21 protein-coding genes are annotated in these 22,247 nt (G+C 72.6%); 15 read left to right on the top strand and 6 right to left on the bottom strand.

Features of this window, described 5'->3' with window-relative positions:
• Positions 1–168 precede the first annotated feature (168 nt).
• Positions 169–660 carry an inorganic diphosphatase gene (locus tag F7Q99_RS11395; protein WP_030244505.1) on the bottom strand — a complete coding sequence of 164 codons (492 nt, stop codon included), beginning with the start codon at positions 658–660 and terminating at the stop codon, positions 169–171.
• A 76-nt stretch (positions 661–736) separates the two neighbouring features.
• Here F7Q99_RS11395 and dacB point away from each other — a divergent pair, with 76 nt between their 5' ends.
• The 6 genes from dacB to folE all read left to right on the top strand — a co-directional run bounded on the left by dacB (position 737) and on the right by folE (position 8,807).
• The gene (gene dacB, locus F7Q99_RS11390) at positions 737–2,326 is read left to right on the top strand and encodes a D-alanyl-D-alanine carboxypeptidase/D-alanyl-D-alanine endopeptidase (RefSeq protein WP_153461134.1); all 1,590 of its coding nucleotides are present in this window, start codon (positions 737–739) and stop codon (positions 2,324–2,326) included.
• A gap of 280 nt (positions 2,327–2,606) precedes the next feature.
• Positions 2,607–3,785 (top strand): zinc-dependent metalloprotease, encoded by a 1,179-nt coding sequence (locus tag F7Q99_RS11385; RefSeq protein ID WP_153461133.1) that lies wholly within the window; start codon positions 2,607–2,609, stop codon positions 3,783–3,785.
• A 271-nt stretch (positions 3,786–4,056) separates the two neighbouring features.
• A complete protein-coding gene (tilS, locus tag F7Q99_RS11380) occupies positions 4,057–5,184 on the top strand; it encodes a tRNA lysidine(34) synthetase TilS (RefSeq protein ID WP_326846543.1) in 1,128 nt (375 codons plus the stop codon).
• Between the two features lie 71 nt (positions 5,185–5,255).
• Positions 5,256–5,810 carry a hypoxanthine phosphoribosyltransferase gene (gene hpt / locus F7Q99_RS11375; RefSeq protein ID WP_030059589.1) on the top strand — a complete coding sequence of 185 codons (555 nt, stop codon included), beginning with the start codon at positions 5,256–5,258 and terminating at the stop codon, positions 5,808–5,810.
• 226 nt (positions 5,811–6,036) lie between these two features.
• Positions 6,037–8,094: an ATP-dependent zinc metalloprotease FtsH gene (gene ftsH / locus F7Q99_RS11370; protein WP_195911039.1), complete on the top strand. Its 2,058-nt coding sequence runs from the start codon at positions 6,037–6,039 to the stop codon at positions 8,092–8,094.
• A gap of 107 nt (positions 8,095–8,201) precedes the next feature.
• On the top strand, positions 8,202–8,807 hold the full coding sequence (gene folE, locus F7Q99_RS11365) for a GTP cyclohydrolase I FolE (RefSeq protein WP_030309924.1): 606 nt from the start codon (positions 8,202–8,204) through the stop codon (positions 8,805–8,807).
• A gap of 27 nt (positions 8,808–8,834) precedes the next feature.
• On the opposite strand, the gene F7Q99_RS11360 is transcribed toward folE, so the two are convergent.
• Together F7Q99_RS11360 and F7Q99_RS11355 are read right to left on the bottom strand one after the other, a co-directional pair.
• A complete protein-coding gene (locus tag F7Q99_RS11360; protein WP_326846542.1) occupies positions 8,835–9,623 on the bottom strand; it encodes a ferritin-like domain-containing protein in 789 nt (262 codons plus the stop codon).
• Between the two features lie 118 nt (positions 9,624–9,741).
• Entirely contained in the window at positions 9,742–10,896 is a 1,155-nt protein-coding gene (locus F7Q99_RS11355) for an alpha/beta hydrolase (RefSeq protein WP_153461130.1), read from the bottom strand.
• A 377-nt stretch (positions 10,897–11,273) separates the two neighbouring features.
• On the opposite strand from F7Q99_RS11355, the gene F7Q99_RS11350 reads away from it, so the two are divergent.
• The 7 genes from F7Q99_RS11350 (at position 11,274) to F7Q99_RS11320 (ending at position 17,739) form a co-directional block, all read left to right on the top strand.
• Positions 11,274–13,112 carry a phosphatidylglycerol lysyltransferase domain-containing protein gene (locus F7Q99_RS11350; RefSeq protein WP_153461129.1) on the top strand — a complete coding sequence of 613 codons (1,839 nt, stop codon included), beginning with the start codon at positions 11,274–11,276 and terminating at the stop codon, positions 13,110–13,112.
• Positions 13,113–13,180: 68 nt separating this feature from the next.
• Positions 13,181–14,053: a dihydropteroate synthase gene (folP, locus tag F7Q99_RS11345; protein WP_153461128.1), complete on the top strand. Its 873-nt coding sequence runs from the start codon at positions 13,181–13,183 to the stop codon at positions 14,051–14,053.
• 31 nt (positions 14,054–14,084) lie between these two features.
• Positions 14,085–14,564: a nuclear transport factor 2 family protein gene (locus F7Q99_RS11340; RefSeq protein ID WP_153461127.1), complete on the top strand. Its 480-nt coding sequence runs from the start codon at positions 14,085–14,087 to the stop codon at positions 14,562–14,564.
• A 247-nt stretch (positions 14,565–14,811) separates the two neighbouring features.
• The gene (gene folB / locus F7Q99_RS11335) at positions 14,812–15,171 is read left to right on the top strand and encodes a dihydroneopterin aldolase (protein WP_030288941.1); all 360 of its coding nucleotides are present in this window, start codon (positions 14,812–14,814) and stop codon (positions 15,169–15,171) included.
• A gap of 40 nt (positions 15,172–15,211) precedes the next feature.
• Entirely contained in the window at positions 15,212–15,811 is a 600-nt protein-coding gene (gene folK / locus F7Q99_RS11330; RefSeq protein ID WP_153461126.1) for a 2-amino-4-hydroxy-6-hydroxymethyldihydropteridine diphosphokinase, read from the top strand.
• Between the two features lie 182 nt (positions 15,812–15,993).
• Positions 15,994–16,482, top strand: a complete 489-nt coding sequence (locus F7Q99_RS11325) for a DUF3180 domain-containing protein (protein ID WP_326846541.1) — start codon at positions 15,994–15,996, stop codon at positions 16,480–16,482.
• Between the two features lie 123 nt (positions 16,483–16,605).
• Entirely contained in the window at positions 16,606–17,739 is a 1,134-nt protein-coding gene (locus F7Q99_RS11320; protein ID WP_153461125.1) for a hypothetical protein, read from the top strand.
• An 85-nt stretch (positions 17,740–17,824) separates the two neighbouring features.
• On the opposite strand, the gene F7Q99_RS11315 is transcribed toward F7Q99_RS11320, so the two are convergent.
• Positions 17,825–18,400, bottom strand: a complete 576-nt coding sequence (locus F7Q99_RS11315; RefSeq protein WP_153461124.1) for a TerD family protein — start codon at positions 18,398–18,400, stop codon at positions 17,825–17,827.
• A 123-nt stretch (positions 18,401–18,523) separates the two neighbouring features.
• On the bottom strand, positions 18,524–19,021 hold the full coding sequence (locus F7Q99_RS11310) for a hypothetical protein (RefSeq protein ID WP_153461123.1): 498 nt from the start codon (positions 19,019–19,021) through the stop codon (positions 18,524–18,526).
• Positions 19,022–19,088: 67 nt separating this feature from the next.
• Between F7Q99_RS11310 and arfB the strand changes: the two genes are divergently transcribed.
• Positions 19,089–19,523 carry an alternative ribosome rescue aminoacyl-tRNA hydrolase ArfB gene (gene arfB, locus F7Q99_RS11305; protein WP_153461122.1) on the top strand — a complete coding sequence of 145 codons (435 nt, stop codon included), beginning with the start codon at positions 19,089–19,091 and terminating at the stop codon, positions 19,521–19,523.
• 10 nt (positions 19,524–19,533) lie between these two features.
• Here arfB and F7Q99_RS11300 read toward each other — a convergent pair whose 3' ends face one another.
• Positions 19,534–20,070 carry a flavin reductase family protein gene (locus tag F7Q99_RS11300; protein ID WP_407697768.1) on the bottom strand — a complete coding sequence of 179 codons (537 nt, stop codon included), beginning with the start codon at positions 20,068–20,070 and terminating at the stop codon, positions 19,534–19,536.
• 361 nt (positions 20,071–20,431) lie between these two features.
• On the opposite strand from F7Q99_RS11300, the gene F7Q99_RS11295 reads away from it, so the two are divergent.
• The gene (locus F7Q99_RS11295; protein ID WP_153461121.1) at positions 20,432–22,225 is read left to right on the top strand and encodes a GGDEF domain-containing protein; all 1,794 of its coding nucleotides are present in this window, start codon (positions 20,432–20,434) and stop codon (positions 22,223–22,225) included.
• The last annotated feature ends 22 nt before the right edge of the window (positions 22,226–22,247 follow it).

Raw genomic sequence — 22,247 nt, 5'->3', positions numbered from 1 at the left:
TTGCCGACAGTCCGTCGGCAAGACCAACTGTCCGCCCGAACGCCGGAAACGGGCCCAGGGACCGGACCCCGGGAACGGCGGAGGCCGGGGCCCGCGGACGACTCCGCAACCCCGGCCTCCGACTGCCCCGACCTACCTCGAACTGTCGAACGAGATCGGAACGACGGCTCAGTGGCCGCCCTGCTCCGCCAGGCGCTTGATCGAAGCGGTGACCTCGGCCTCGGCCTCGGCGCGGCCGACCCAGTTGGCGCCCTCGACGGACTTGCCCGGCTCCAGGTCCTTGTAGACCTCGAAGAAGTGCTGGATCTCCAGGCGGTCGAACTCCGACACGTGGTGGATGTCCCGCAGGTGCTCCCAGCGCGGGTCGGTCGCCGGGACGCACAGCAGCTTGTCGTCGCCGCCGGCCTCGTCGGTCATCTGGAACATGCCGATCGCGCGGCACTTGATCAGGCAGCCCGGGAAGGTCGGCTCGTCCAGGATCACCAGGGCGTCCAGCGGGTCGCCGTCCTCGCCGAGCGTGCCCTCGACGTAGCCGTAGTCGGCCGGGTAGCGGGTCGAGGTGAAGAGCATCCGGTCGAGCCGCAGACGGCCGGTCTCGTGGTCGACCTCGTACTTGTTACGAGAGCCCTTCGGGATTTCGATAAGGACGTCGAACTCCAACGGTTCCTCCAAGGTAGGGACTGACAGAATCCAAGTGTCTCCTACGGGAGTGAGTGCTCGGGAAAGGGGCCGGTCGGTGGGTGCTGGGGTTGGGGCGGGGCGCCGCCGCAGGGGCACGGTCGCGGGACTGTTCGGGGCCGCGGTGCTGGTGGCCGGAACGGTGCTGACCTCGGGTGGTGCGTACGCGCAGCCCGCGCCCGGTGACCACAGCGCCGGGCGCGGGGAGGACGACGACCGGGACGGCGGCAAGAGGGACGACCACGGCAAGGGCGACCACGGGAAGGGCAAGCGCCCCGGCGAGAAGGGGACCAAGCGCCCGGCCGAGCCGCCCGCAGGCGGCCCCTCCGGCGCCGCCTCGGCACCGAGTGCCGGCGCCCGGCCGGCTCCCGCCTCCCCCGCCGTCCTCGCCTCCGTCGAGGCCGGTGCGGCCACCGCCCTCCCCACCACCCAGGGCCTCCAGCAGGCGCTCGCCGCCGCGCTCGGCGACCGGACCCTCGGTACGGTCACCTTCGCCGTCGCCGACGCGTCCGCCGGCCAACTCCTGTACGGCTCCGGGGAGAACACCCCGGCCACCCCCGCCTCCACCACCAAGCTGGCCACCTCGATCGCGGCCCTCTCCCTGATCCCTTCGGACACCCGGCTGACCACCCGGGTCGTCAAGGGTGCCAACCCCGGCGAAATCACCCTGGTGGGTGGCGGCGACCCGACGCTCACCGCGCTCCCCGCCGACCAGGTGCAGATCGGCGGCCTCCCCGCCGACGCCGACACCGCCCCCGCCTCGCTCGACGCGCTCGCCCGGCAGACCGCCGCCGCCCTCAGGGCCGCCGGCACCACCGCCGTCACGCTGGACTACGACCTGTCCATGTACGCGGGCAACCCGCAGCACAAGAACCACGACGCGGCGAACATCGCGCTGGTCGTCCCGCTGATGGTCGACGAGGGCAAGGTCGACCCGAAGAGCCGGGAGGAGGCGCCGCCCCGCGTCGCCGACCCGGCCGGTGCGGCCGCCGAGAGCTTCGCCGCCCTGCTCAGGGCCGAGGGCGTCACCGTCGACGGCAAGGCCAGGCCCGCCGCCGCCCCGGCCGCCGCGACCGCCCCCGTCCTCGGCCGGGTCGACTCGCCGACCATCGCGCGGCTGGTCGAACGGCTGCTCACCACCTCCGACAACACCCTTGCCGAGGCGATCGCCCGTCAGGCGGCCGTCGCCGCGCACCAGCCCGCCAGCTTCGAGGGCGCGGCCACCGCCGTGAAGCAGGAGCTCGCCCGGCTCGGCGTGCCGATGACCGGCGTGGTCCTCGACGACGGCAGCGGCCTGCACCCGGACAACGCGATCCCGCCGGCCGTCCTGGTCCAACTCCTGGCCCTGGCCGCCTCCGACCGGCACCCCGCCCTGCGCCCGGTCCTCACCGGCCTCCCGATCGCGGGCTTCACGGGCACCCTCGGCAAGCGCTTCGGTGCCGGGTCGGGCGCCGCCGACGCGGCGGGCCTGGTCCGCGCGAAGACCGGCAGCCTCAGCGGCGTCAACACCCTTGCCGGCACCGTCGTCGACGCCGACGGCCGCCTCCTCGCCTTCGCCGTCATGACCCGCACGCCCGCCCCCGCCGACACCGCCCGCGCCGCGATGGACCGCATCGTCGCCCGCCTGGCCGCCTGCGGCTGTCACTGACCGCCGGGGCAACGAGGCCGACGGGCAGGGGAGTTGGCGCGCTGGCTGGGCAGCTCGTGTTTGCCGGACCGCGCCCGAGTGCGCGCTCGGCGGCCGGCGGATCGGGTTGGCCGTGGGGTTCGGCGGGGGCCCGGCGGGGGTCCGGCGGGGGTCCGGCAAGGAGGGCACGGGCAGCAGGGGGTGCCCGGGTGGTGCCCGCGACGGCGGGCGAGGCCGGGTCGGGCGGGCTGGTCGGGGTGGGTGGCTCCCCCCGATGGGCGGGAACACGTACGGTGAGGGCATGACGAGCGCGAGCGGCGGTGCTGACATGGTCGACTGGAATCTCGCGGTCGCAACCGCGACCAGGCTGATGCGGCCGGGGCCGGAGGTGAGCCGGGCGGAGGCGGCGGCCGTGGTGGCCGAGCTGAGGCGGCACGCCCTGGAGGCGGAGGAGCACGTCCGGGCGTTCACCGGCATGCGGTCCACGAGCCTGGCCGAGGCCGCCGCGACGCCGGTGCTGGTGGTGGACCGCCCCGGGTGGGTGCGGGCCAACGTGGCGGGGTTCCGCACGATCGTCCAGCCGCTGGTGGAGAAGCTCCAGGCGCGCCGGGCGAACGGATCGACGGCGGGCGTGTTCGGCACGGTGGGGGAGAAGGCCACCGGTATCGAGGTGGGCGCGCTGCTGGCCTTCCTGGCGAGCAAGGTGCTCGGCCAGTACGAGACCTTCGCCCCGGCGGAGCCGTCGCTGGAGGCGCCGGACAGCCCGGCGGCCCTGTTCGAGAAGCCGCGCCTCGGTGCGGACGGGCCGGGCCCGGGCCGGCTGCTGCTGGTGGCGCCGAACATCGTGCACGTCGAGCGGGAGCTGGACGTCGACCCGTCCGACTTCCGGCTCTGGGTCTGCCTGCACGAGGAGACCCACCGCACGCAGTTCACCGCGGTGCCGTGGCTGCGCGACCACATCCAGTCCGAGGTGCAGTCCTTCCTGGCCGAGACGGACGTCGACCCGGGCGCCCTGCTGGACCGTCTGCGGGGCGCCGCGGGCGCGCTGGGCGGCGGGCTGCCGGGGGGCGGGGGCCGGGAGCCGGCCACCGCGGCGACCGGGCTGCTGGAGATCGTGCAGACGCCCGCGCAGCGCGAGATCCTGGCCCGGCTGACGGCGGTGATGTCGCTGCTGGAGGGCCACGCGGACGTGGTGATGGACGGGGTCGGCCCGGCGGTGGTGCCGACGGTCGCGGAGATCCGGGAGAAGTTCCAGCAGCGCCGGGACCGCGGCGCGAACCGGCTGGACCTGATGCTGCGCCGGCTGCTGGGGATGGACGCCAAGATCCGCCAGTACCAGGACGGCGCGGTGTTCGTCCGGGGCGTGGTCGAGCGCGTCGGGATGGACGGCTTCAACCGGGTCTGGACGTCCCCGAACACGCTGCCGACCAAGGAGGAGATCCACGACCCGGCTGCCTGGGTCGCCCGCGTCGCCCGCTGAGCCGGAGCCCGACTGCCAGGACCGCGACCGCCGCACGGTGGTCGCGGTCCGTTCGTACGCGTGGTCCAATCGGGCGGGCCGAGCGTGAAGATACGTTTCTCCATTCACCCGAACGTGGGACGGTGGTCGTACCGGTGGCGCGGGTGGCGTAGCGGGTCGCTCCTTTCTGCCACCATCTGTGAGCGCCCGGTAACACGGTGCTCACAGAAATGCGCGGTCCCCGCCGCGCCCACCGCCGTCCCTGTCCCCCTCCGCCGAGGAGTCGTCCGCCGTGGGCCCACACCCCGCCGTCGCCGCGATACGCCTGGCCGTACGCCGCACGCTCACCGACCTCGCCGCCGAGGCCGGTTCCACCTTCACCGCGCCCGCGCGCGAGCCCCGCGAGCGCCCGGCCGGGGCGCCGCTGGTCGGTGCCGCCGTCGGCACCACCCTGATCGGCAACGCCGCGCGCCACCCGTCCGGGCTGCCCCGCACCCCGGCCGCGCCCGGCTCCCCGCTGGTCCTGGTCGCCGTGAGCGGCGGCGCGGACTCCATGGCGCTGGCCATCGCCGCCGCCTTCGAGGCGCCCAAGATCGGCCTGCGGGTCGGCGCCGTCACCGTCGACCACGGCCTCCAGCCCGGCTCCGCCGACCGCGCCGCCCAGGTGGCCGAGCGGCTGCGCTCGCTGGGCCTGGACCCGGTCGAGGCGATCCCGGTCCGGGTCGGCCGGTCCGGTGGTCCGGAGGCCGCCGCCCGGGACGCCCGGTACGCGGCGCTGGACGACGCCGCCGAGCGCCACGGCGCGATCGCGGTGCTGCTCGGCCACACCCGGGACGACCAGGCCGAGACGGTGCTGCTGGGCCTGGCCCGCGGCTCGGGCGCCCGCTCGCTGGCCGGCATGCCCGCGCAGAAGGGCCGCTACCGCCGCCCGCTGCTGGAGCTGGACCGGGCGGCCACCCGGCAGGCCTGCTCCGCCCAGGCGATCCCGGTCTGGGACGACCCGCACAACTGTGACCCCGCCTACACCCGCTCCCGGGTGCGCCACGAGGTGCTGCCCGTGCTGGAGAAGCACCTGGGCGGCGGCGTGGTCGAGGCGCTGGCCCGCACCGCCCGGCTGTTCCGCGACGACGCCGACGCCCTCGACCAGTGGGCCTCCCTGGCCGAGCGCGACCTCCGGACGGGCGAGGACGCCCTGGACGCCGTGAAACTGGCCGAACTGCCGCCCGCGGTCCGCCGCCGGGTGCTGCGCCGGGCCGCGCTGCGGGCGGGCTGTCCGGGCGGGGACCTGTTCGCGCGGCACCTGGAAGCCATCGACCTGCTGGTCACCGGATGGCGTGGCCAGGGGCCGCTGCACCTACCCGGGGGAGTCGAGGCCACCCGCAGGTGTGGCACGCTGGTCTTTCGGCGGCAGGGCGACTGACGGGCAGGCATGTCCCGGGGGAGCCCGGCCTCCGGCCACACAGACCCCGAACGTTTGAGGACGTATCCCCGGTGGACCAGAACGACATGGGCGCTGACCTCGCGAAGGTGCTCATCAGCAAGGACGAGATCGACGCCAAGCTCCTGGAGCTGGCCGAGCGCATCGACCGGGACTACGCAGGCAAGGACCTGCTGATCGTCGGCGTCCTCAAGGGGGCCGTGATGGTCATGGCCGACCTCGCCCGGGCCCTGCACTCGCAGGTCACGATGGACTGGATGGCCGTGTCGTCGTACGGCATGGGCACCAAGTCCTCCGGCGTGGTGCGGATCCTCAAGGACCTCGACACCGACATCGCCGGCCGGGACGTCCTGATCGTCGAGGACATCATCGACTCCGGTCTGACGCTGTCCTGGCTGCTGGGCAACCTGGGCTCGCGCGGCCCGGCCTCGCTGGAGGTCTGCACCCTGCTGCGCAAGCCGGACGCGGCCAAGGTCGAGATCGACGTGAAGTACGTCGGCTTCGACATCCCGAACGAGTTCGTCGTCGGCTACGGCCTCGACTACGCGGAGAAGCTGCGCAACCTGCCGTTCATCGGTACCCTCGCCCCGCACGTCTACGGCGGCTGAGAGCCCCGTTCGGGCGATGGGCGGGAACAGTACGTCGTTCCCGCCCGTTGGATCGGGGGGACAAAGAACCACAACCGTGTCGCCGCGCTCCCGCCATCGGTGGGTCCGACTGCGGTACGGTCCAATAAACCGCTCTTCACATGAGCACAGACCGGATGCGCCGCGGCCCACAGCCCCACGGCGCCGTTGAGTGGCAGGAGGGACGGGGCGGCAACGCCCCGCATGGATGGACGTTAAGCGATACTTCCGTGCGCCGATCATGTGGATCGTGCTGGCCGTCCTCGCCGTCATCGTGCTGATGCAGGTCGTTTCGGACTCGAACGGCTACAAGACGGTGGACACCGGTCAGGTCGTCGCGGCGATCGACGCGAAGCAGGTCAAGTCCGCGCAGATCACCACCGGTGACTCGAACACGATCAAGATCCAGCTCAAGGACGGCACCACGCTGTCCAGCGCCGGCACGGGCAAGGCCCCGTCCGGCAGCAAGTTCCAGGCCTCGTACATCGGCGACCAGGGTGTCGCGATCGCCGACAAGCTGCAGGCCCAGATCAACGACAAGGACCCGAACACCCTCTCCGAGGGCTACACCATCAGCCCGGAGAAGCAGAGCACCTTCGTCAGCCTGCTGCTGTCGATGCTGCCCATCGTGATCATCGTTCTGGTCTTCCTGTTCCTGATGAACCAGATGCAGGGCGGCGGCTCGCGGGTCATGCAGTTCGGCAAGTCCAAGGCCAAGCTGCTCACCAAGGACACCCCCAAGACCACCTTCGCGGACGTCGCGGGTGCGGACGAGGCGGTCGAGGAGCTCCACGAGATCAAGGAGTTCCTGCAGGAGCCGGCCAAGTTCCAGGCCGTCGGCGCGAAGATCCCCAAGGGCGTGCTGCTGTACGGCCCGCCCGGTACCGGCAAGACCCTGCTGGCGCGTGCCGTCGCGGGCGAGGCCGGGGTGCCCTTCTACTCCATCTCCGGTTCGGACTTCGTCGAGATGTTCGTCGGTGTCGGTGCCAGCCGCGTCCGCGACCTGTTCGAGCAGGCCAAGGCGAACGCCCCGGCGATCGTCTTCGTCGACGAGATCGACGCCGTCGGCCGGCACCGCGGTGCGGGTCTGGGCGGCGGCCACGACGAGCGCGAGCAGACCCTCAACCAGCTGCTGGTCGAGATGGACGGCTTCGACGTCAAGGGCGGCGTGATCCTCATCGCCGCGACCAACCGCCCCGACATCCTGGACCCGGCGCTGCTGCGCCCGGGCCGCTTCGACCGCCAGATCGCGGTGGAGCGCCCCGACCTCCAGGGCCGTCTGGACATCCTCAAGGTGCACCAGAAGGGCAAGCCGATCGCGCCCGACGTCGACCTGTCGGCCGTCGCCAAGCGCACGCCCGGCTTCACCGGCGCGGATCTGTCGAACGTCCTCAACGAGGCCGCGCTGCTGACCGCCCGCTCGGACAAGAAGCTGATCGACAACTTCATCCTGGACGAGGCGATCGACCGCGTCGTGGCGGGTCCGCAGAAGCGCACGCGGATCATGTCCGACAAGGAGAAGAAGATCACCGCGTACCACGAGGGCGGCCACGCCCTGGTCGCGGCGGCCTGCCAGTACAGCGACCCGGTGCACAAGATCACCATCCTGTCCCGCGGCCGGGCCCTCGGCTACACCATGGTGCTGCCGGACGAGGACAAGTACTCCACCACCCGCAATGAGATGCTCGACCAGCTGGCCTACATGCTGGGCGGGCGCGCTGCGGAGGAGCTGGTCTTCCACGACCCGACCACCGGTGCCTCGAACGACATCGAGAAGGCCACCGCGACGGCGCGGGCCATGGTCACCCAGTACGGCATGACCGAGCGCCTCGGTGCGATCAAGTTCGGCACCGACAACTCGGAGCCGTTCCTGGGCCGTGAGATGGGTCACCAGCGCGACTACTCGGAAGAGGTCGCCGGGCTGGTCGACGAAGAGGTCAAGAAGCTCATCGAGAACGCGCACAACGAGGCCTGGGAGATCCTGGTCGAGAACCGCGACGTGCTCGACAACCTGGTTCTGGAGCTCCTGGAGAAGGAGACCCTGAACAAGGAGCAGATCGCCGAGATCTTCGCCCCGATCGTCAAGCGCCCGGCCCGGCCGGCCTGGACGGGCTCCGCCCGCCGGACGCCGTCCACCCGCCCGCCGGTGCAGTCGCCCAAGGAGCTGGCGCTCACCAACGGCGCCGTCACCGCCGGCGACACCGCTCCGGTCGACATCGTGAAGCTCCCGCCGATGCCGGCCGCGGAGCCGCCCACGGAGGGCTGATCCCGGCCCCAGGACGGAATGGATGCCGTGTCACCAGGGTTTGTACCCTGGAGGCGCGGCATCCGTGCTGTTCGCAACGTTTTCCCCCTTTAGTAAGCGAGGCCCGCATGATCGACCCGGTGACGCTCGACGGCCCGCCCGCCGTCGGGACCTTCGACCAGAAGCGGGCCGAGAACGCCATCCGCGAGCTGCTGCTCGCCGTCGGGGAGGACCCCGACCGCGAGGGCCTGCTGGAGACCCCGGCCCGGGTCGCGCGTGCGTACAAGGAGATATTCGCGGGCCTCTGGCAGGAGCCGGAGGACGTCCTGACGACCACCTTCGACCTCGGGCACGACGAGATGGTGCTCGTGAAGGACATCGAGCTGACGTCCGTCTGCGAGCACCACCTGGTGCCGTTCCGTGGGGTGGCGCACGTCGGGTACATCCCGTCCACCAGCGGCAAGATCACCGGCCTGTCCAAGCTGGCCCGGCTGGTCGACGTCTACGCCCGCCGCCCGCAGGTGCAGGAGCGGCTGACCAGCCAGGTCGCCGACGCACTGATGCGGATCCTGGAGCCGCGCGGCGCGATCGTCGTGGTCGAGTGCGAGCACATGTGCATGTCGATGCGCGGGATCCGCAAGCCGGGTGCCAAGACCATCACGTCCTGCGTCCGCGGGCAGCTGCGCGACCCGGCCACCCGGGCCGAGGCGATGAGCCTCATCATCGGCCGTTAGGGCCCTGCGGGAGCCGCTCAGAGCCGCTCAGAACACCTCGTGCTCGGCGTGCGACGGGGCCGGGGTGCCCAGCGCGTTGTGGCGCTCGGGCATCCTCAGCGTCACCATCCGCCGCCAGCCGAACGCGCGGTCGTACAGGTAGAGGGCTTGCACCCCGAGGGTGACGACCGCCAGCTGCCAGCGCGGCCAGCGGAGGATCCTCGCCATCCGGGACGTCACCGCGAGGCCGACGTCCCGGTAGGTGCGGATCTCGCCTCGGGCGCTGGTCTCCAGCGTGTGCCGGATGTACGGGCCGTGGCCTTCGGCCTGGAGCCGCAGCAGTTCCTCCTGGCAGTAGGCGAGGTGGTTGTCCTCGTCGGCGGAGATCATCCGCATCGCCCGGCCGAGGTCCGGGTTGTCCCCGTACACCCTGACCAGCTGGCGCATCTGCTCGGCCGCGCGCTGCTCGGTGACCCGGCTGTGCGCGAGGTAGGTGATGATCTCGCGGTCGGTCAGCGGGACGTCGCTCTTCAGCCGCTCGTGGGACAGGCCGACGCCCTTGCGCTCCAGCAGCATGCAGTAGTCGGCGTCGGCCGGGACGTCGACCTTGGGCAGTCCGCGCTTGTTCAGCAGCTGGGTGAAGATCCGGCCGTGCTTGCGCTCGTCGGCGCCGTGCCGGGCCACCTTCGGGGCGAGGACCGGGTCCCGGGTGAGGGCGGTGATCCGCTCGTTCTCCCAGCCGCCCTGGTCCTCGCCGCCGGCCGCGATGCTGCAGAACAGCTGGTAGGCCTGGTCGTTCCGGTAGATCTCGTTGAAGAGCGAGCGGGTGCTCAGCACGGCGCCTCCTGCGCGCATCCGGGGCGGCGCCCGCCGGGGAGCCGGGCGGGTGGCCGCGATACGTTCCCCCGAGCCGCCGGCCGGAGGTGGCCGACCCGCGGGTAATCACCCGCACGCGCTAGCCGAGGTGCGCGCCCAGCCACTCGAGCGAGGCCGGGAGCTCGCGGACCCAGCTGTCGAAGTTGTGACCGCCGTCGTCGAGGTAGAGCGACTCGACCCTGAACTGCGGGTTGGCCGCCGCGACCTGCTGGGCCTGCTCGACGAACTGGACGGTCTGCGGGTAGTCCGCCTCCTTGCGGGTGGAGACCACCAGCATCGACAGGGCCGGCGCGGGGTTGTTCTGCAGCCGCCAGCCGAGGTCGCTCTGCTGCGCCAGCGCCTTGTCGCCGCCGAACAGGCTGCCGCCGGTGAACTGGTCCTCGTGCACGGTGAAGTCGGCGTGCAGGCCCGCCGTGGTGCCGTAGACGTTGGGGTAGCGCATCGCCAGCCGCAGCGCGCAGCTGCCGCCGGTCGAGTAGCCGAAGACGCCCCAGGAGTTGGCCGCGCGGCCGATCCGGTAGGTGCTGCGCAGGGCCTCGGGGATGTCCCTGACGAACCAGGACTCGACGCGCGGCCCGCCGGGGACGTCCACGCACTCGGTGTTGCGCGGCGGGGCGATGGTCGGGCGGGTCAGCACGACGATCGTCGGCGGCATCTTGCCGTTCTTCTGCAGGTCCGCCACGGTCTGGATGACCGGCAGGTCCTTCACCAGGTTGAGCGTCGTGCCGGGGAAGCCGGCGACGGCCACCAGCACGGGGAAGCGGACCAGGGCGAGCTTGGGGTCGAAGTACTCCGGCGGCAGGTAGACGAACATCTGGTCGGACAGGCCGGTCTCCTTGCCGGTGACCTTGACCGACTCGACCTTGCCGACCTCCTCGGGCGGGCCCTTGGGCAGGTCGTGGACGGTCTCCAGGCCGCCCTCGTTGGTGGGCTGGATCAGCGCGTCGGAGGCCGGGGCGCCGCCCTTGTGGTTCTCGTTGCTGGTCAGCGCGAGCTTGGTGCCGCCGGGGTTGAGCAGGTCGTCCCACGAGGTGTAGAACCCGAAGGAGTTGTTGACCGACAGCGCCAGCACGGCCAGGACCGAGGCCTGAGTGACCGTCAGCAGCCCGATCCGGGCCAGCACCGGCAGCGGGCGCTGCCTCGCGAGCCGGGGCCAGATCCAGAGGGTGGTGATGAGAGCCGCAGCGCCGAGTGCGAGCAGCGAGTTCACCAGCGCGTCGCTGGTCAGTTCCATGCTGTCGGCCTTCCGGTGGGACCCTGTCGGTGCACGCTTTCATCGTCTGGTGGTCCGTCAGCCCGGGCCACCGTGGTTAGTCCGTCCGGACGCCGGGGCGGGCCCGGGAGGCCGGGGATGATCACGGGCAACCGGCGCCCTAGAATGCGGCGTCCACCGTACGTAACGCGTCCCGGAGGCCTCCGTCGCGCCACGCTACGGCGGTCCTCGGCTCCCACCCCCGGCTCAACCGCAGCGCACCTTCGGCACCGGTTTACCGACCGTTTCCGGTTCCTTGGTATGCGCATTGCCTGATGAAGGAATAGGCATGAAGGTCCCTCACACGCGCTCCCCCGGAGTGACCGGACAGCGCCCCGCAGCCTCTACGCTGAGCTTCCATGAGCGTTCCCGTGTCCGATGAGCCGAGCCCCGAGCAGCCGCACCGCCGCCGCGGCCTGCAGACGCTTCGTACCCAGGCGGCCGCCGTACCGAGGGCCTGGCTCCCCGGCGTGGTCGGGTACGCCTGCTTCCTGATCGGACTGGTGGACATCGCCAGCGCGGTGTTCCCCAAGCTCCGGCACAGCAGGATGCACACCGTCGCCGGGCAGCTGCCGGGCGGGACCACCACCCTGGCCGCGGTCGGGACGATGATGGTCGGCATCCTGCTGGTGCCGCTCGCGCACGCGCTGCGCCGGCGCAAGCGTCGCGCCTGGCGGGCGGTCTGCGTCCTGCTGCCGGTCGGCGCCGCGCTGCACATCGTGCGCTGGCACCAGGTCGGCCCCGCCGTGGTCTCGCTGGTGGTCCTCGCCGTCATGCTGGTGCACCAGCGCGAGTTCTACGCCAAGGCCGACCCGCGCACCCGCTGGCGCGCCCTGGCCAACCTGGTCGTCATGGGCACCCTCAGCGCGCTGCTCGGCCTGCTGATCGTGAGCACCCGGACCAAGTACGAGATCGGCCACCCCGGCCTGTACGAGCGCGTCCAGCACGTCGCCTACGGGCTGTTCGGCTTCGAAGGGCCGATCCGCTACACCAACATCCGGATGTCCGACCTGGTCGCCTACCTGCTCGGCGGGCTCGGCCTGCTGACCGCCTTCACCACCGCCTACCTGGCGCTGCGCCCGGGCAAGCCGAAGCCCGAGCTCACCCCGGAGGACGAGGAGAAGGTCCGCGCGCTGCTCGACCGGCACGGCGAGCGCGACTCGCTCGGCTACTTCGCGCTGCGCCGCGACAAGAGCGTGCTGTTCTCGCCCACCGGCAAGGCCGCCATCTCCTACCGGGTGGTCTCCGGCGTGATGCTCGCCTCCGGCGACCCGGTCGGCGACGTCGAGGCCTGGCCGGGCGCGATCAAGGTCTTCATGGCCGAGGCCCGCGAGCACGCCTGGGTGCCCGCCGTGATGGGCTGCAGCGAGGTCGGCGGCGAGGTCTGGACCCGCGAGGCGGGCCTGGACGCGCTGGAGCTGGGCGACGAGGCGATCGTCGACACCAGCACGTTCTCGCTCTCCGGCCGGGCCATGCGCAACGTCCGCCAGATGGTCAAGCGGATCGAGCGCAACGGCTACTCCTGCCAGGTGCGCCGGGTCTCCGACCTGACCGTCGACGAGAAGTACCGGATCGCCGACGCCGCCGCCCGCTGGCGCGGCACCGACACCGAGCGCGGCTTCTCGATGGCCCTGGGCCGCTTCGGCGACCCGCTCGACGACGACTGCGTGGTGGTCACCGCCCACAAGGCGCCGGAGGAGGGCGAGAGCGGCGACGACCTGAAGGCCGTGCTGCACTTCGTGCCCTGGGGGCCGGACGGCATCTCGCTGGAGCTGATGCGCCGCGACCGCGCCGCTGACCCGGGTCTGAACGAGCTGCTGATCGTCGCCGCCCTGCAGGCCGTGCCCGCCCTGGGCGTCCGCCGGGTGTCGCTCAACTTCGCGATGTTCCGCTCGGCGCTGGCCCGCGGCGAGCGGATCGGCGCCGGCCCGGTGCTGCGGGCCTGGCGCGGGCTGCTGGTGTTCCTGTCGCGCTGGTTCCAGATCGAGTCGCTGTACAAGTTCAACGCCAAGTTCCAGCCCGAGTGGGAGCCGCGCTTCCTGGTGTTCCCGAACACCCGCGACCTGCCGCGCATCGGATTCGCCGCGATGCAGGCCGAGGCCTTCATCACCCTCGGCATGCCGCGCTTCGGCCGCAAGCGCCAGCGCGAGGGCCTGATGCCGACCCCGGCCGCGAAGGGTGTCACCGAGGCCGCCTGAGCCGCCGCCGCGTAGAACGGGGCCCCCGCCGAGAACCCTCGGCGGGGGCCCCGTCCGATAATGAGGACATGAGCAACTCGCCGTCCTTCAGCCTGCCGGCCGGACTCCCGCGGCTCGACCGCTGCGCCGTGATGGGCGTGGTCAACGTCACGCCCGACTCCTTCTCGGACGGCGGGATGTGGCACGACCCCGCCCGCGCGATCGCGCACGGGCTCGCGCTCCGGGCCCGGGGCGCCGACCTGGTGGACGTCGGTGGCGAGTCCACCCGGCCCGGCGCGCAGCGGGTGCCCGAGGAGGAGGAGCTGGGCCGGGTCCTGCCCGTGGTGCGGGAACTGGCCGCGGCCGGGGTGGCGGTCTCCGTCGACACCATGCGCGCCTCCGTCGCCGAGCAGGCCGTGGCGGCCGGCGCGAAGATCGTCAACGACGTCTCCGGCGGGCTCGCCGACCCGGCGATGGCCCGGGTGGTCGCCGAGACCGGCGTGCCGTTCGTGGTGATGCACTGGCGCGGGCAGTCCGCCGACATGGACGCGCTGGCCGTCTACGACGACGTGGTGCAGGACGTGGTCGCCGAGCTGACCGCCCGCATGGACGCCCTGATGGCGGCCGGCGTCAAGGAGGACCAGCTGATCCTCGACCCGGGGCTGGGCTTCGCCAAGACCGCCGAGCACAACTGGGCGCTGCTCGGCCGGCTGGACGCGCTCACCGCGCTCGGCCGGCCCGTCCTCGTCGCCGCATCGCGCAAGCGGTTCCTGGGTACGCTGCTGGCCGACCCGGAAACCGGGGAGCTGCGCCCGGCCCGGGAGCGCGACGACGCGACCGCCGCGGTCTCGGTGCTGTCGGCCAGGGCGGGGGCCTGGGCGGTGCGGGTGCACGACGTGTCCGGCACGGCGGACGCCGTCCGGGTGGTTGCGGCCTGGCAGCGCGCAGCCCGACAGGGCTAGGACGGGAGGGTCTGTGGCAGGTGACGGCAGGTTGAGCGGAGCAGCGGCGGGACGGGCCCGCGAGGCGGACCTGGAGGCCGTGCTCGCGGCGAACCGGGCGCTCTACGAGGCGCTGGAGCGGGGGGACCTGGAGGCGGTCGAGGACGCCTGGCTGGGAGCCGCGGACGCGGACGACAAGGGCGGCGTGGTGTGTGTGCACCCGGGCTGGCCGGTGCTGCGCGGACGGGCCCAGGTGACCCGGTCGTACATGCTGATCATGATGAACACGGAGTACATCCAGTTCTTCCTGACCGATGTCGAGGCCGAGCTGCACGGAGATGTGGCTCTTGTCACGTGCACCGAGAACATCCTCTCCGGCGGCGAGGCGGAGGAGGAGGGAGAACTCGGTCCGCTGGTCGGCGGAAAGGTCGTCTCGACGAATCTCTTCCGGCGCACCCCGGCCGGGTGGAAGCTCTGGTCGCACCACGGTTCACCCGTGCTGACCAGCGGCGACGAGGACGACGGGGACTGACCGGAGCCTCCGCGTCAATGCGCCTCCGGGGCATCGCCCGGGAATTTCCGAATGGTCACCGAACGTTCACGTCAATCGCCATTTCGGCGTGCGTGGCGACGGTTCGTGCCGGGTAGGACGGTCAGACGTTGTCGGCGCCCGCGGGTAGATTCGAAACGGAGTGCGGGCCTGTCGCCCGCCTTCGCCCTGTCCGTCCATAGCCTTTCTCCGGGCGGGGCCCGTCCGACTGGGAGCAGTGATTCGTTTGCTGGACCGCGTCACCCTGCGGGGTCTGCGTGCCCGGGGCCACCACGGCGTCTTCGAGCGTGAGCGCGTCGAGGGCCAGACCTTCGTGGTCGACCTCGTGCTGTACCTGGACACCCGCCCCGCCGCGTCCGGCGACGACCTCACCCGCACGGCGCACTACGGGATCGTGGCCGAGGAGGTCACCGCGATCATCGCCGGGGAACCGGTCGACCTGATCGAGACCCTGGCCCAGCGCATCGCCGACCAGTGCCTGAAGCACGACGCGGTCGAGGAGGTCGAGGTCACCGTGCACAAGCCGGACGCCCCGATCACCGTGCCGTTCGACGACGTGACCGTGACCATCCACCGGGGGCGCGCATGACCGCTGGCGCGTACCCGGTTTCCGATGTAGAGGACTTGCGATGAGCACCAGCGACCCGACCGCCTCGCCGACCACGTTCGACCTGGAGAGCCGGGTGGACTCCGCCGACACCACACTGCACTCCCAGCGCTGCGCGGTGATCGCTCTCGGCAGCAACCTGGGCAACCGCCTGGACACCCTGCAGGGTGCCGTGGACGCCCTCGCCGACACCCCGGGGCTGAGGATCAAGGCCGTCTCCGCGGTCTACGAGACCGAGGCCGTCGGCGGGCCGGACGAGCAGCCGAACTACTACAACGCGGTCGTGGTGCTGCGCACCTCGCTGCCTCCGCGCGACCTGCTGGAGCGCGGAAACGCGATCGAGGACGCCTTCGGCCGGGTCAGGACCGTGCACTGGGGCCCGCGCACCCTGGACGTCGACATCCTGGCGTACGAGGGCGTCCTCAGCGACGACCCGCAGCTGCTGCTGCCGCACCCGCGCTCGCACGAGCGGGCCTTCGTGCTCGCGCCGTGGCTGGACGCCCAGCCGGAGGCCGAGGTGCCGGGCCACGGGCAGGTCGCGGACCTGCTGGAGAAGCTCGGCGGCCCGGACGCGCAGGGCGTCCGGCGGCGGGACGACATCCGGCTGACGCTGCCGGAGTAGGCGGCTCCGGGCCGCCGGCCGGCCCGTGGCCGGGGAACTCGGGTGGGGGCCCGGCCGTACGAGTAGGTGTCCGCCGTCCGCGCGCCGTCCGCCCGGCCGGGCCCGGTACGGTGGCCTGGCGCCGCCGCACCCGGCCCCGGGCGGGCGGCCGTCTCTGGTACCCCGGGAAGGACCTCGTCCGAGTGAAGCTGCTTCGCCTCCGCCTGCTGGTCGGCATCACCGCCGCTACGACGGCGCTGTCGTGGGCCGGCGCCAAGCTGTGGGCCTCCCTGGACACGCTGCCGGCGGTGCCGGGTGCGGCGCCGGTGGTGCTGGCCGCGGTGGCGGTGATCCTGCTGGCGACCACGATCTCGCTGCGGGCCCGGCTGAAGGCGGTGCGCGAGCGGCAGCCCGGTGCGAAGGGGGTCGACCCGCTGCTCGCGGCCCGGGCGGTCGTGCTGGGGCAGGCGAGCGCGCTGGTCTCGGCGGTGGTCACCGGCATCTACGCGGGGGCGGGGATCTACCTGCTCGGCGAACTCGACGTGTCGGCCCGCAAGGACCAGGCGGTGACGGCCGGCCTCGCCGTGCTGGCGGGGGCCGCGGTGATCGCGGCGGCGCTCTGGCTCCAGCACGTGTGCAAGCTGCCGGAGAATCACGACGATCCGGGCGGCCCGGCGGCATCACACCGCTGAACAGCGGAATCGGCCGTGATCCCGGGTGAAGTGCGGGGCGCGTGCCGAAGTACGCGCGCACTGTCAAGGGCCAAAGCGCACCCTGGGCTGACACGGCCCCAATTCGCACGCTAGTTTCTTGGCATGTCTCGCGGACGCCACCGTCATTCCTCCGTCCTCGGCCGGGTCGTTCCCCCCACCGCCGCCGGCGTGCTGCTCGTCGCCGCTCTGGCCGCTCTGCTTTTCAGTCAGGACACCATCCTGGTCCGTTCGGTGGGCGTCGCGGCGGTGTTCGCGACGCTCGGCTTCGCGGTCCTGCTGAAGCAGCGCGACAAGGCGGCCCGGGCGGCGGCCGAGATGTTCGCCGCGCAGCGGATGCGGGCCGATGAGCGCTTCGAGGAGCAGCTCGCCGAGGCCGAGTACGCGGCGGAGGTCGCCGAGGAGCGGGCCACCCGGTTCGGGCGGCGGCTGACGGCCGAGAAGTCGCGCCTGGCGAAGGCCGAGACGGAGATCGCCCGGCTGCTGCGCGAGCGCGCCGTGATGGTCGCCGAGCAGGCGCTCAAGGAGGCCGAGGCGGCCCAGCGGGCGCTGGCCGCGAGCCGTCCCAAGTACCCGGCCAGCCCGGCCGCGTTCGTCCGGGCCGGGGCCGTGCTGCGGCTGCTGGCGCGGCGGGCGGCGGAGCAGGAGGCGCAGCGCGAGCGGACGGCGGGCGCGGAGGTCGCGCTGCGGGCGCGGACGGTGCCGGTCGCGCAGGCTCCGGTGGCGCCCTCGGTGCCGGCTCCGGTGGCCCCGGCGGTGCCCACCCCGGCGCAGGCCCCGGCGGTCCAGGCTCCCGCGCAGGCCCCGGCTCCGACTCCGGTGAAGGCCGCGCCGGTACGGCCGATGCTGACCGCCACGGTCGGGCAGCTGGGCGGCGCGTCGTCCGTGCCCGCGGTGCCGGCCGAGCGGCAGCGCCCGCGCCCGGCACAGTCCGGGCAGGCGCGTGGGCAGGGCTTCAGTTTCTTCGGCCGAAGCCCGGGTGCCGCGGTGCGGGCGGCGGCCCCGGCGCCGGCCGTCGGCAGCGTGGCCGAGCTGAACGAGCGGACGGACCTGGCGGACGTCGTGGGCGACGAGGCGGTGGCCGCGAAGGCGCTGGCCGACGCGCAGGCGGCCGAGGCGAGCGCGAAGGAGCCGAGGCCGGCCGTCGAGCCGGAGCAGGGCGAACCGACCGTGGTGGACCTGACGCCTGAGGACGAGACCGAGCAGATCCAGCTGCCGCGGCTGCGCGCCTCGCGCTGACGACCCGACAACACCGCGGCGCAGGACGTCGGACCGACCGACCTCCTGCGCCGCGGTGTCGTTCCCGGGCGGGCCCGGGAGGGCGTCAGAGCTGGACGCCGAAGTCCTGGGCGATGCCGGCCAGGCCGGAGGCGTAGCCCTGGCCGACGGCGCGGAACTTCCAGTCGGCGCCGTTGCGGTAGAGCTCACCGAAGATCATCGCCGTCTCGGTGGCGGCGTCCTCGGAGAGGTCGTAGCGGGCGATCTCGGCGCCGCCGGCGGCGTTCACCACGCGGATGTAGGCGTTGCGGACCTGGCCGAAGTTCTGCCCGCGGGCGACGCCGTCGTAGATGGTGACCGGGAAGACGATCTTGGCGGCCTCGGCGGGCAGGCCGGCCAGCTTGACGTTGATCGACTCGTCGTCGCCCGCGCCCTCGCCGGTGCGGTTGTCGCCGGTGTGCACGACGGTGCTGTCCGGCGTGCTGGTGTTGTTGAAGAACACGAAGTGCGCGTTGGACAGCACCTTGCCGTCCGCGTTCAGCACGATGGCGCTGGCGTCCAGGTCGAATTCGGCGCCGGTCGTGGTGCGGACGTCCCAGCCCAGGCCGACGGTGACCGCGGACAGGCCCGGGGCCTCCTTGGTCAGCGAGACGTTGCCACCCTTGGAGAGGCTCACTGGCATGGTGATTGCTGTCCCTTCGTTCGCTTTCCCGGGAGAACGCAGCGGTGCGGCGGGTTGGTTCCACCGGTGGCCGACCATTCTCCGCGGGCGCCAATTCCGGGCAAAGTCAGGGCAATGCCGGGGTCAGATCCGGCGGAACCGGCCCTGGAGCGACCAGATGTTCGGATTGTCGGCCAGGCCGGGGTGCATGTCGAAGAGATCGGCGAGGGTGTCCTGGAGGAAGTCCCGTGCCTCGCGCCGCAGTTCGCTGTGGCGGACGACGGCCGGCGGCTCGTCGGGCAGCCAGGTCGCGGTGATCTCGACCCAGTTGAAGCGGCGGGCGAACCGGAGCAGCTCGGTGTTCTGGGTGAAGTCGAGGTCGGCGGTCTGCACCCGAGCGGCGCGGCTGCCGTCCGGGTCGCGGTCCAGCTGCTCGGCGATGTCGCACAGCGCCCAGGCGAAGTCGAGCACCGGGACCCAGCCCCAGACGGTGGACAGCTCCGCGCCCTCGGCGTCGAGGTAGACGTCGCCGCAGAAGAGGTCGTACCGCAGGGCGTGCACCGAGGCGGTGCGGTAGTCGGTCTGCGGGGGGTCGGGGAAGCGGTTGGAGAGGGAGTAGCCGAGCTCGATCACACAGGCCATTGTCGGGGCTCCGGGCCCGGGCGGATAACCGGGTGACCCTACGGGCCCGGCGCGGCATGATGGGCGTATGCCCGAGCCCATCCGCGTACGGGGGTCGGTGGTCGTCCCCGACGCCGAGCTCGTCTGGCGCTTCTCGCGTTCCTCCGGCCCCGGCGGCCAGCACGTCAACACGTCCGACAGCAAGGTCGAGCTGCGCTACGACCTGGCGGCCTCGAAGGCGCTGCCCGAGGTCTGGCGCGAGCGTGCCGTGGAGCGGCTGGCCGGCCGGCTGGTGGACGGCCGCGTGCTGGTGATCCAGGCCTCGGAGTTCCGCTCGCAGTGGCGCAACCGGGAGGCGGCCGCGGCCCGGCTGTCCGCGGTGCTGACCGAGGCCTGCGCGCCCCCGCCGAAGGCGCGGCGGGCGACCCGGCCGAGCCGGGGCATGGTCGAGCGGCGGCTGTTCAACAAGCGGCACCGCTCCGAGCTGAAGCAGGGGCGGCGCGTGCCGCGTGGCGGGGAGTGACGCCCGCCGGTCAGCCGAGGGTGCGGTAGCCGCCACGGAAGTAGAGCAGCGGCCGGCCTCCGGGGTTCGGGACGACGGCCTCCAGGACGCGGCCAAGCAGCAGGGTGTGGTCGCCCGCGGGTATCCGCTGTTCGGTGCGGCACTCGACGGTCGCGAGCGCGCCCTCGATCAGCGGGGCGCCGGTGACCGGGCCGCGGTGGTGTGCGGTGTCGGCGAACAGCAGCCGGTCGCTGAGCCGGCCCTTCATGGCGAAGCGGGAGCCGAGCGCCTTCTGCCCCTCGGCGAGCAGCGAGACCGCCCACGTGTCGACCCGGGAGAGCACCTCGTCCATCCGGGAGTCCTCGCGGACCGAGATCAGCACCAGCGGCGGCTCCAGCGACACGGAGAGGAAGGACGTGGCGGTCATGCCGATGTCCTCGCCGTCCTCCGGGTCGTGGACGGTCACCAGGCTCACGCCGGCGGCGAGCTGGGAGAGTGCGGCCCGGAACTCGTCGGGCGTGGCGTGGGAGGCAGCTTCGGGCTGCGGGGACGGGTACACGTACCGCACGGTAGTCGGCGGTCGCGGGTTGCGACATCGGGCCGAGGTCGTAGGACCAGCGGTGCAGCGGCGAGAGCACGGCCCGCGCCGGACTCACTCCCAGGAGTGAAGCAAAGGGCCTGCCGGGCGGCAGTCGGCTTCAGTGCGCGGCCAATGCGGTCGACCACGAGAAATGTTCCGATAACGCCTTATGTCCCGCTCTGGAACGGATGAGCTGATTAAGGGCGCATTAGTGTCGTGTGATTTAAGTCACAAGTGGCGGCCTATTGCTGACCGAGCGTGCCGAACGCTGTGCTCCCTGTGATTCAGTTCTTCTGGCAATCGGACGATACCAATCAAGAACTATCCGAAGCAGCCGGGGAGCCCCCGCATGGAAGCCGAGTCGGAGCCGTACGTCCGTCTCGCGACCCTCCGCACCTTGCACCGGGTCGTGGCGGACCTCAACGCTGCCCGCAGCCTGGCGGGCACGCTCCAGGCTGTCGTCGAGGGCGCGGTGCACGGGCTCGGCTTCGACGCCGCCGCGGTCAGCCTCGTCCGGCCGGACGGCGACCTCGTGGTGGCGGCCGTCTGGGAGCTGGAGGAGAGCGCCATGGGCGGCCCGTCCGTCCTGCTCGGCCAGGTCGGCTCCCGGGAGTCCTGGGACCGGCTGCTCGGCGTCAGCGACCACTGGGGCACCCTGCGCTTCCTCCCGTACGACCGCGGCTGGGCCGTCGCCAGCGACATACCGCGCTGGATCGGGGACGGCCCGATGCCCGTCTACGCCAACGACTGGCACCCAGCCGACGGCCTGCTCGCCCCGATGTACAGCGCCGGCGGGGACCTGCTCGGCGTCCTGTCGGTGGACCGGCCGCGCAGCGGCAAACGGCCCGGGGCCTGGACCCGCGAGGCGCTGGAGATGTTCTCGCTCCAGGCCTCCATCGCGATCGGCAACGCCCGGCTGCGGGCCGAGATGCAGCGCGCGCTGGCCCGCCTGGAGAAGGAGCAGCAGGCGCTGCGGGCCAGCGAGGAGAGCTTCCGGCAGGCCTTCGAGTACGCGCCCAGCGGCATGGCCATCACCGAACTGCACGGCGCCGGGCGCGGCCAGCTGACCAGAGTCAACGACGCGCTCTGCCGCCTGCTCGGCCGCCCCCGCGCGGTGCTCCGCCAGCAGAGCTTCGCCGACCTCGTCCACCCCGAGGACCGGGCCCTGCTGGAGCGCACCAGCGCCGAGAGCGGCCGGGCCGAACTGCGGCTGTCCCGGCGGGACGGCGGCTACCAGTGGGTCTGCCTGCGCAACTCGATCGTGGCGGACGCCGCCGAGGGCCCGAGCTTCCTGCTCACCCACGTCGAGGACATCGAGGACCGCAAGCGCCACGAACTCCAGCTCGCCCACCGGGCCAGCCACGACGCGCTCACCGGCCTGCCCAACAGCGCCGAGCTGAAGGCCCGGCTGGCCCGCCGGCTCTGTTCCGAGCCGCAGACCGTCGGCACGGTCGCCGGGCCCGGCGAGGCGGGCTACCCGCAGCCGTACGGCGGCTACCCGGCCGACTCCTACAGCGCGCACACCGCGTACGACGGCCTGGAGGGGGCGGACCCGTACGCCGGGACGGTGCACGGCTACGGCCTGCCGGAGGGCGACCCGCCGCCCGGCATCGGCCAGGTCTACGGCGAGCACGTGCACGCCGTGGTGCCGCCGGACCACGACGCGGGCGACGACGTGTGGTCCGGCCCGTTCCGCTCGGGCGCCGCGGTGCCGGTGGACAAGGGCCTCGCGGTGCTCTTCTGCGACCTGGACGGCTTCAAGTCGATCAACGACCGGTTCGGCCACAATGCGGGCGACGCGGTGCTCGTCGAGGTCGCACGGCGGCTGAGCCAGGCCGTCCGGGACGGCGACACGGTGGCCCGGCTCGGCGGGGACGAGTTCGTGGTGCTGGCCGACGGCATCGGCCGCGAGGAGGCCAAGGACCTCGCCCACCGGCTGCGCAACGCGATCATCCCGCCGATGCGGATCGACGGCCGCGCGATGCGCGTGGGCGTGAGCCTCGGGATCGGCTGGGCGGGCTGCGGGATGAGCACGGAGGAGGTGCTGCACACCGCGGACGAGCGGATGTACGACGAGAAGCGGGCCCGGGGCGGCGCCGTGCGCGGGGCCCGGGGGGAGCGCTCGCACCGCCGGGCGGGCTGAGCGGCGGCGGCTCAGGTTACCG

Source organism: Streptomyces kaniharaensis (genome assembly GCF_009569385.1).
In the GTDB taxonomy this organism is placed as follows: Bacteria; Actinomycetota; Actinomycetes; order Streptomycetales; family Streptomycetaceae; genus Kitasatospora; species Kitasatospora kaniharaensis.
The sequence above is the reverse complement of the archived record's forward strand: the minus strand, read 5'-3'. Positions and strand labels throughout refer to the sequence as shown.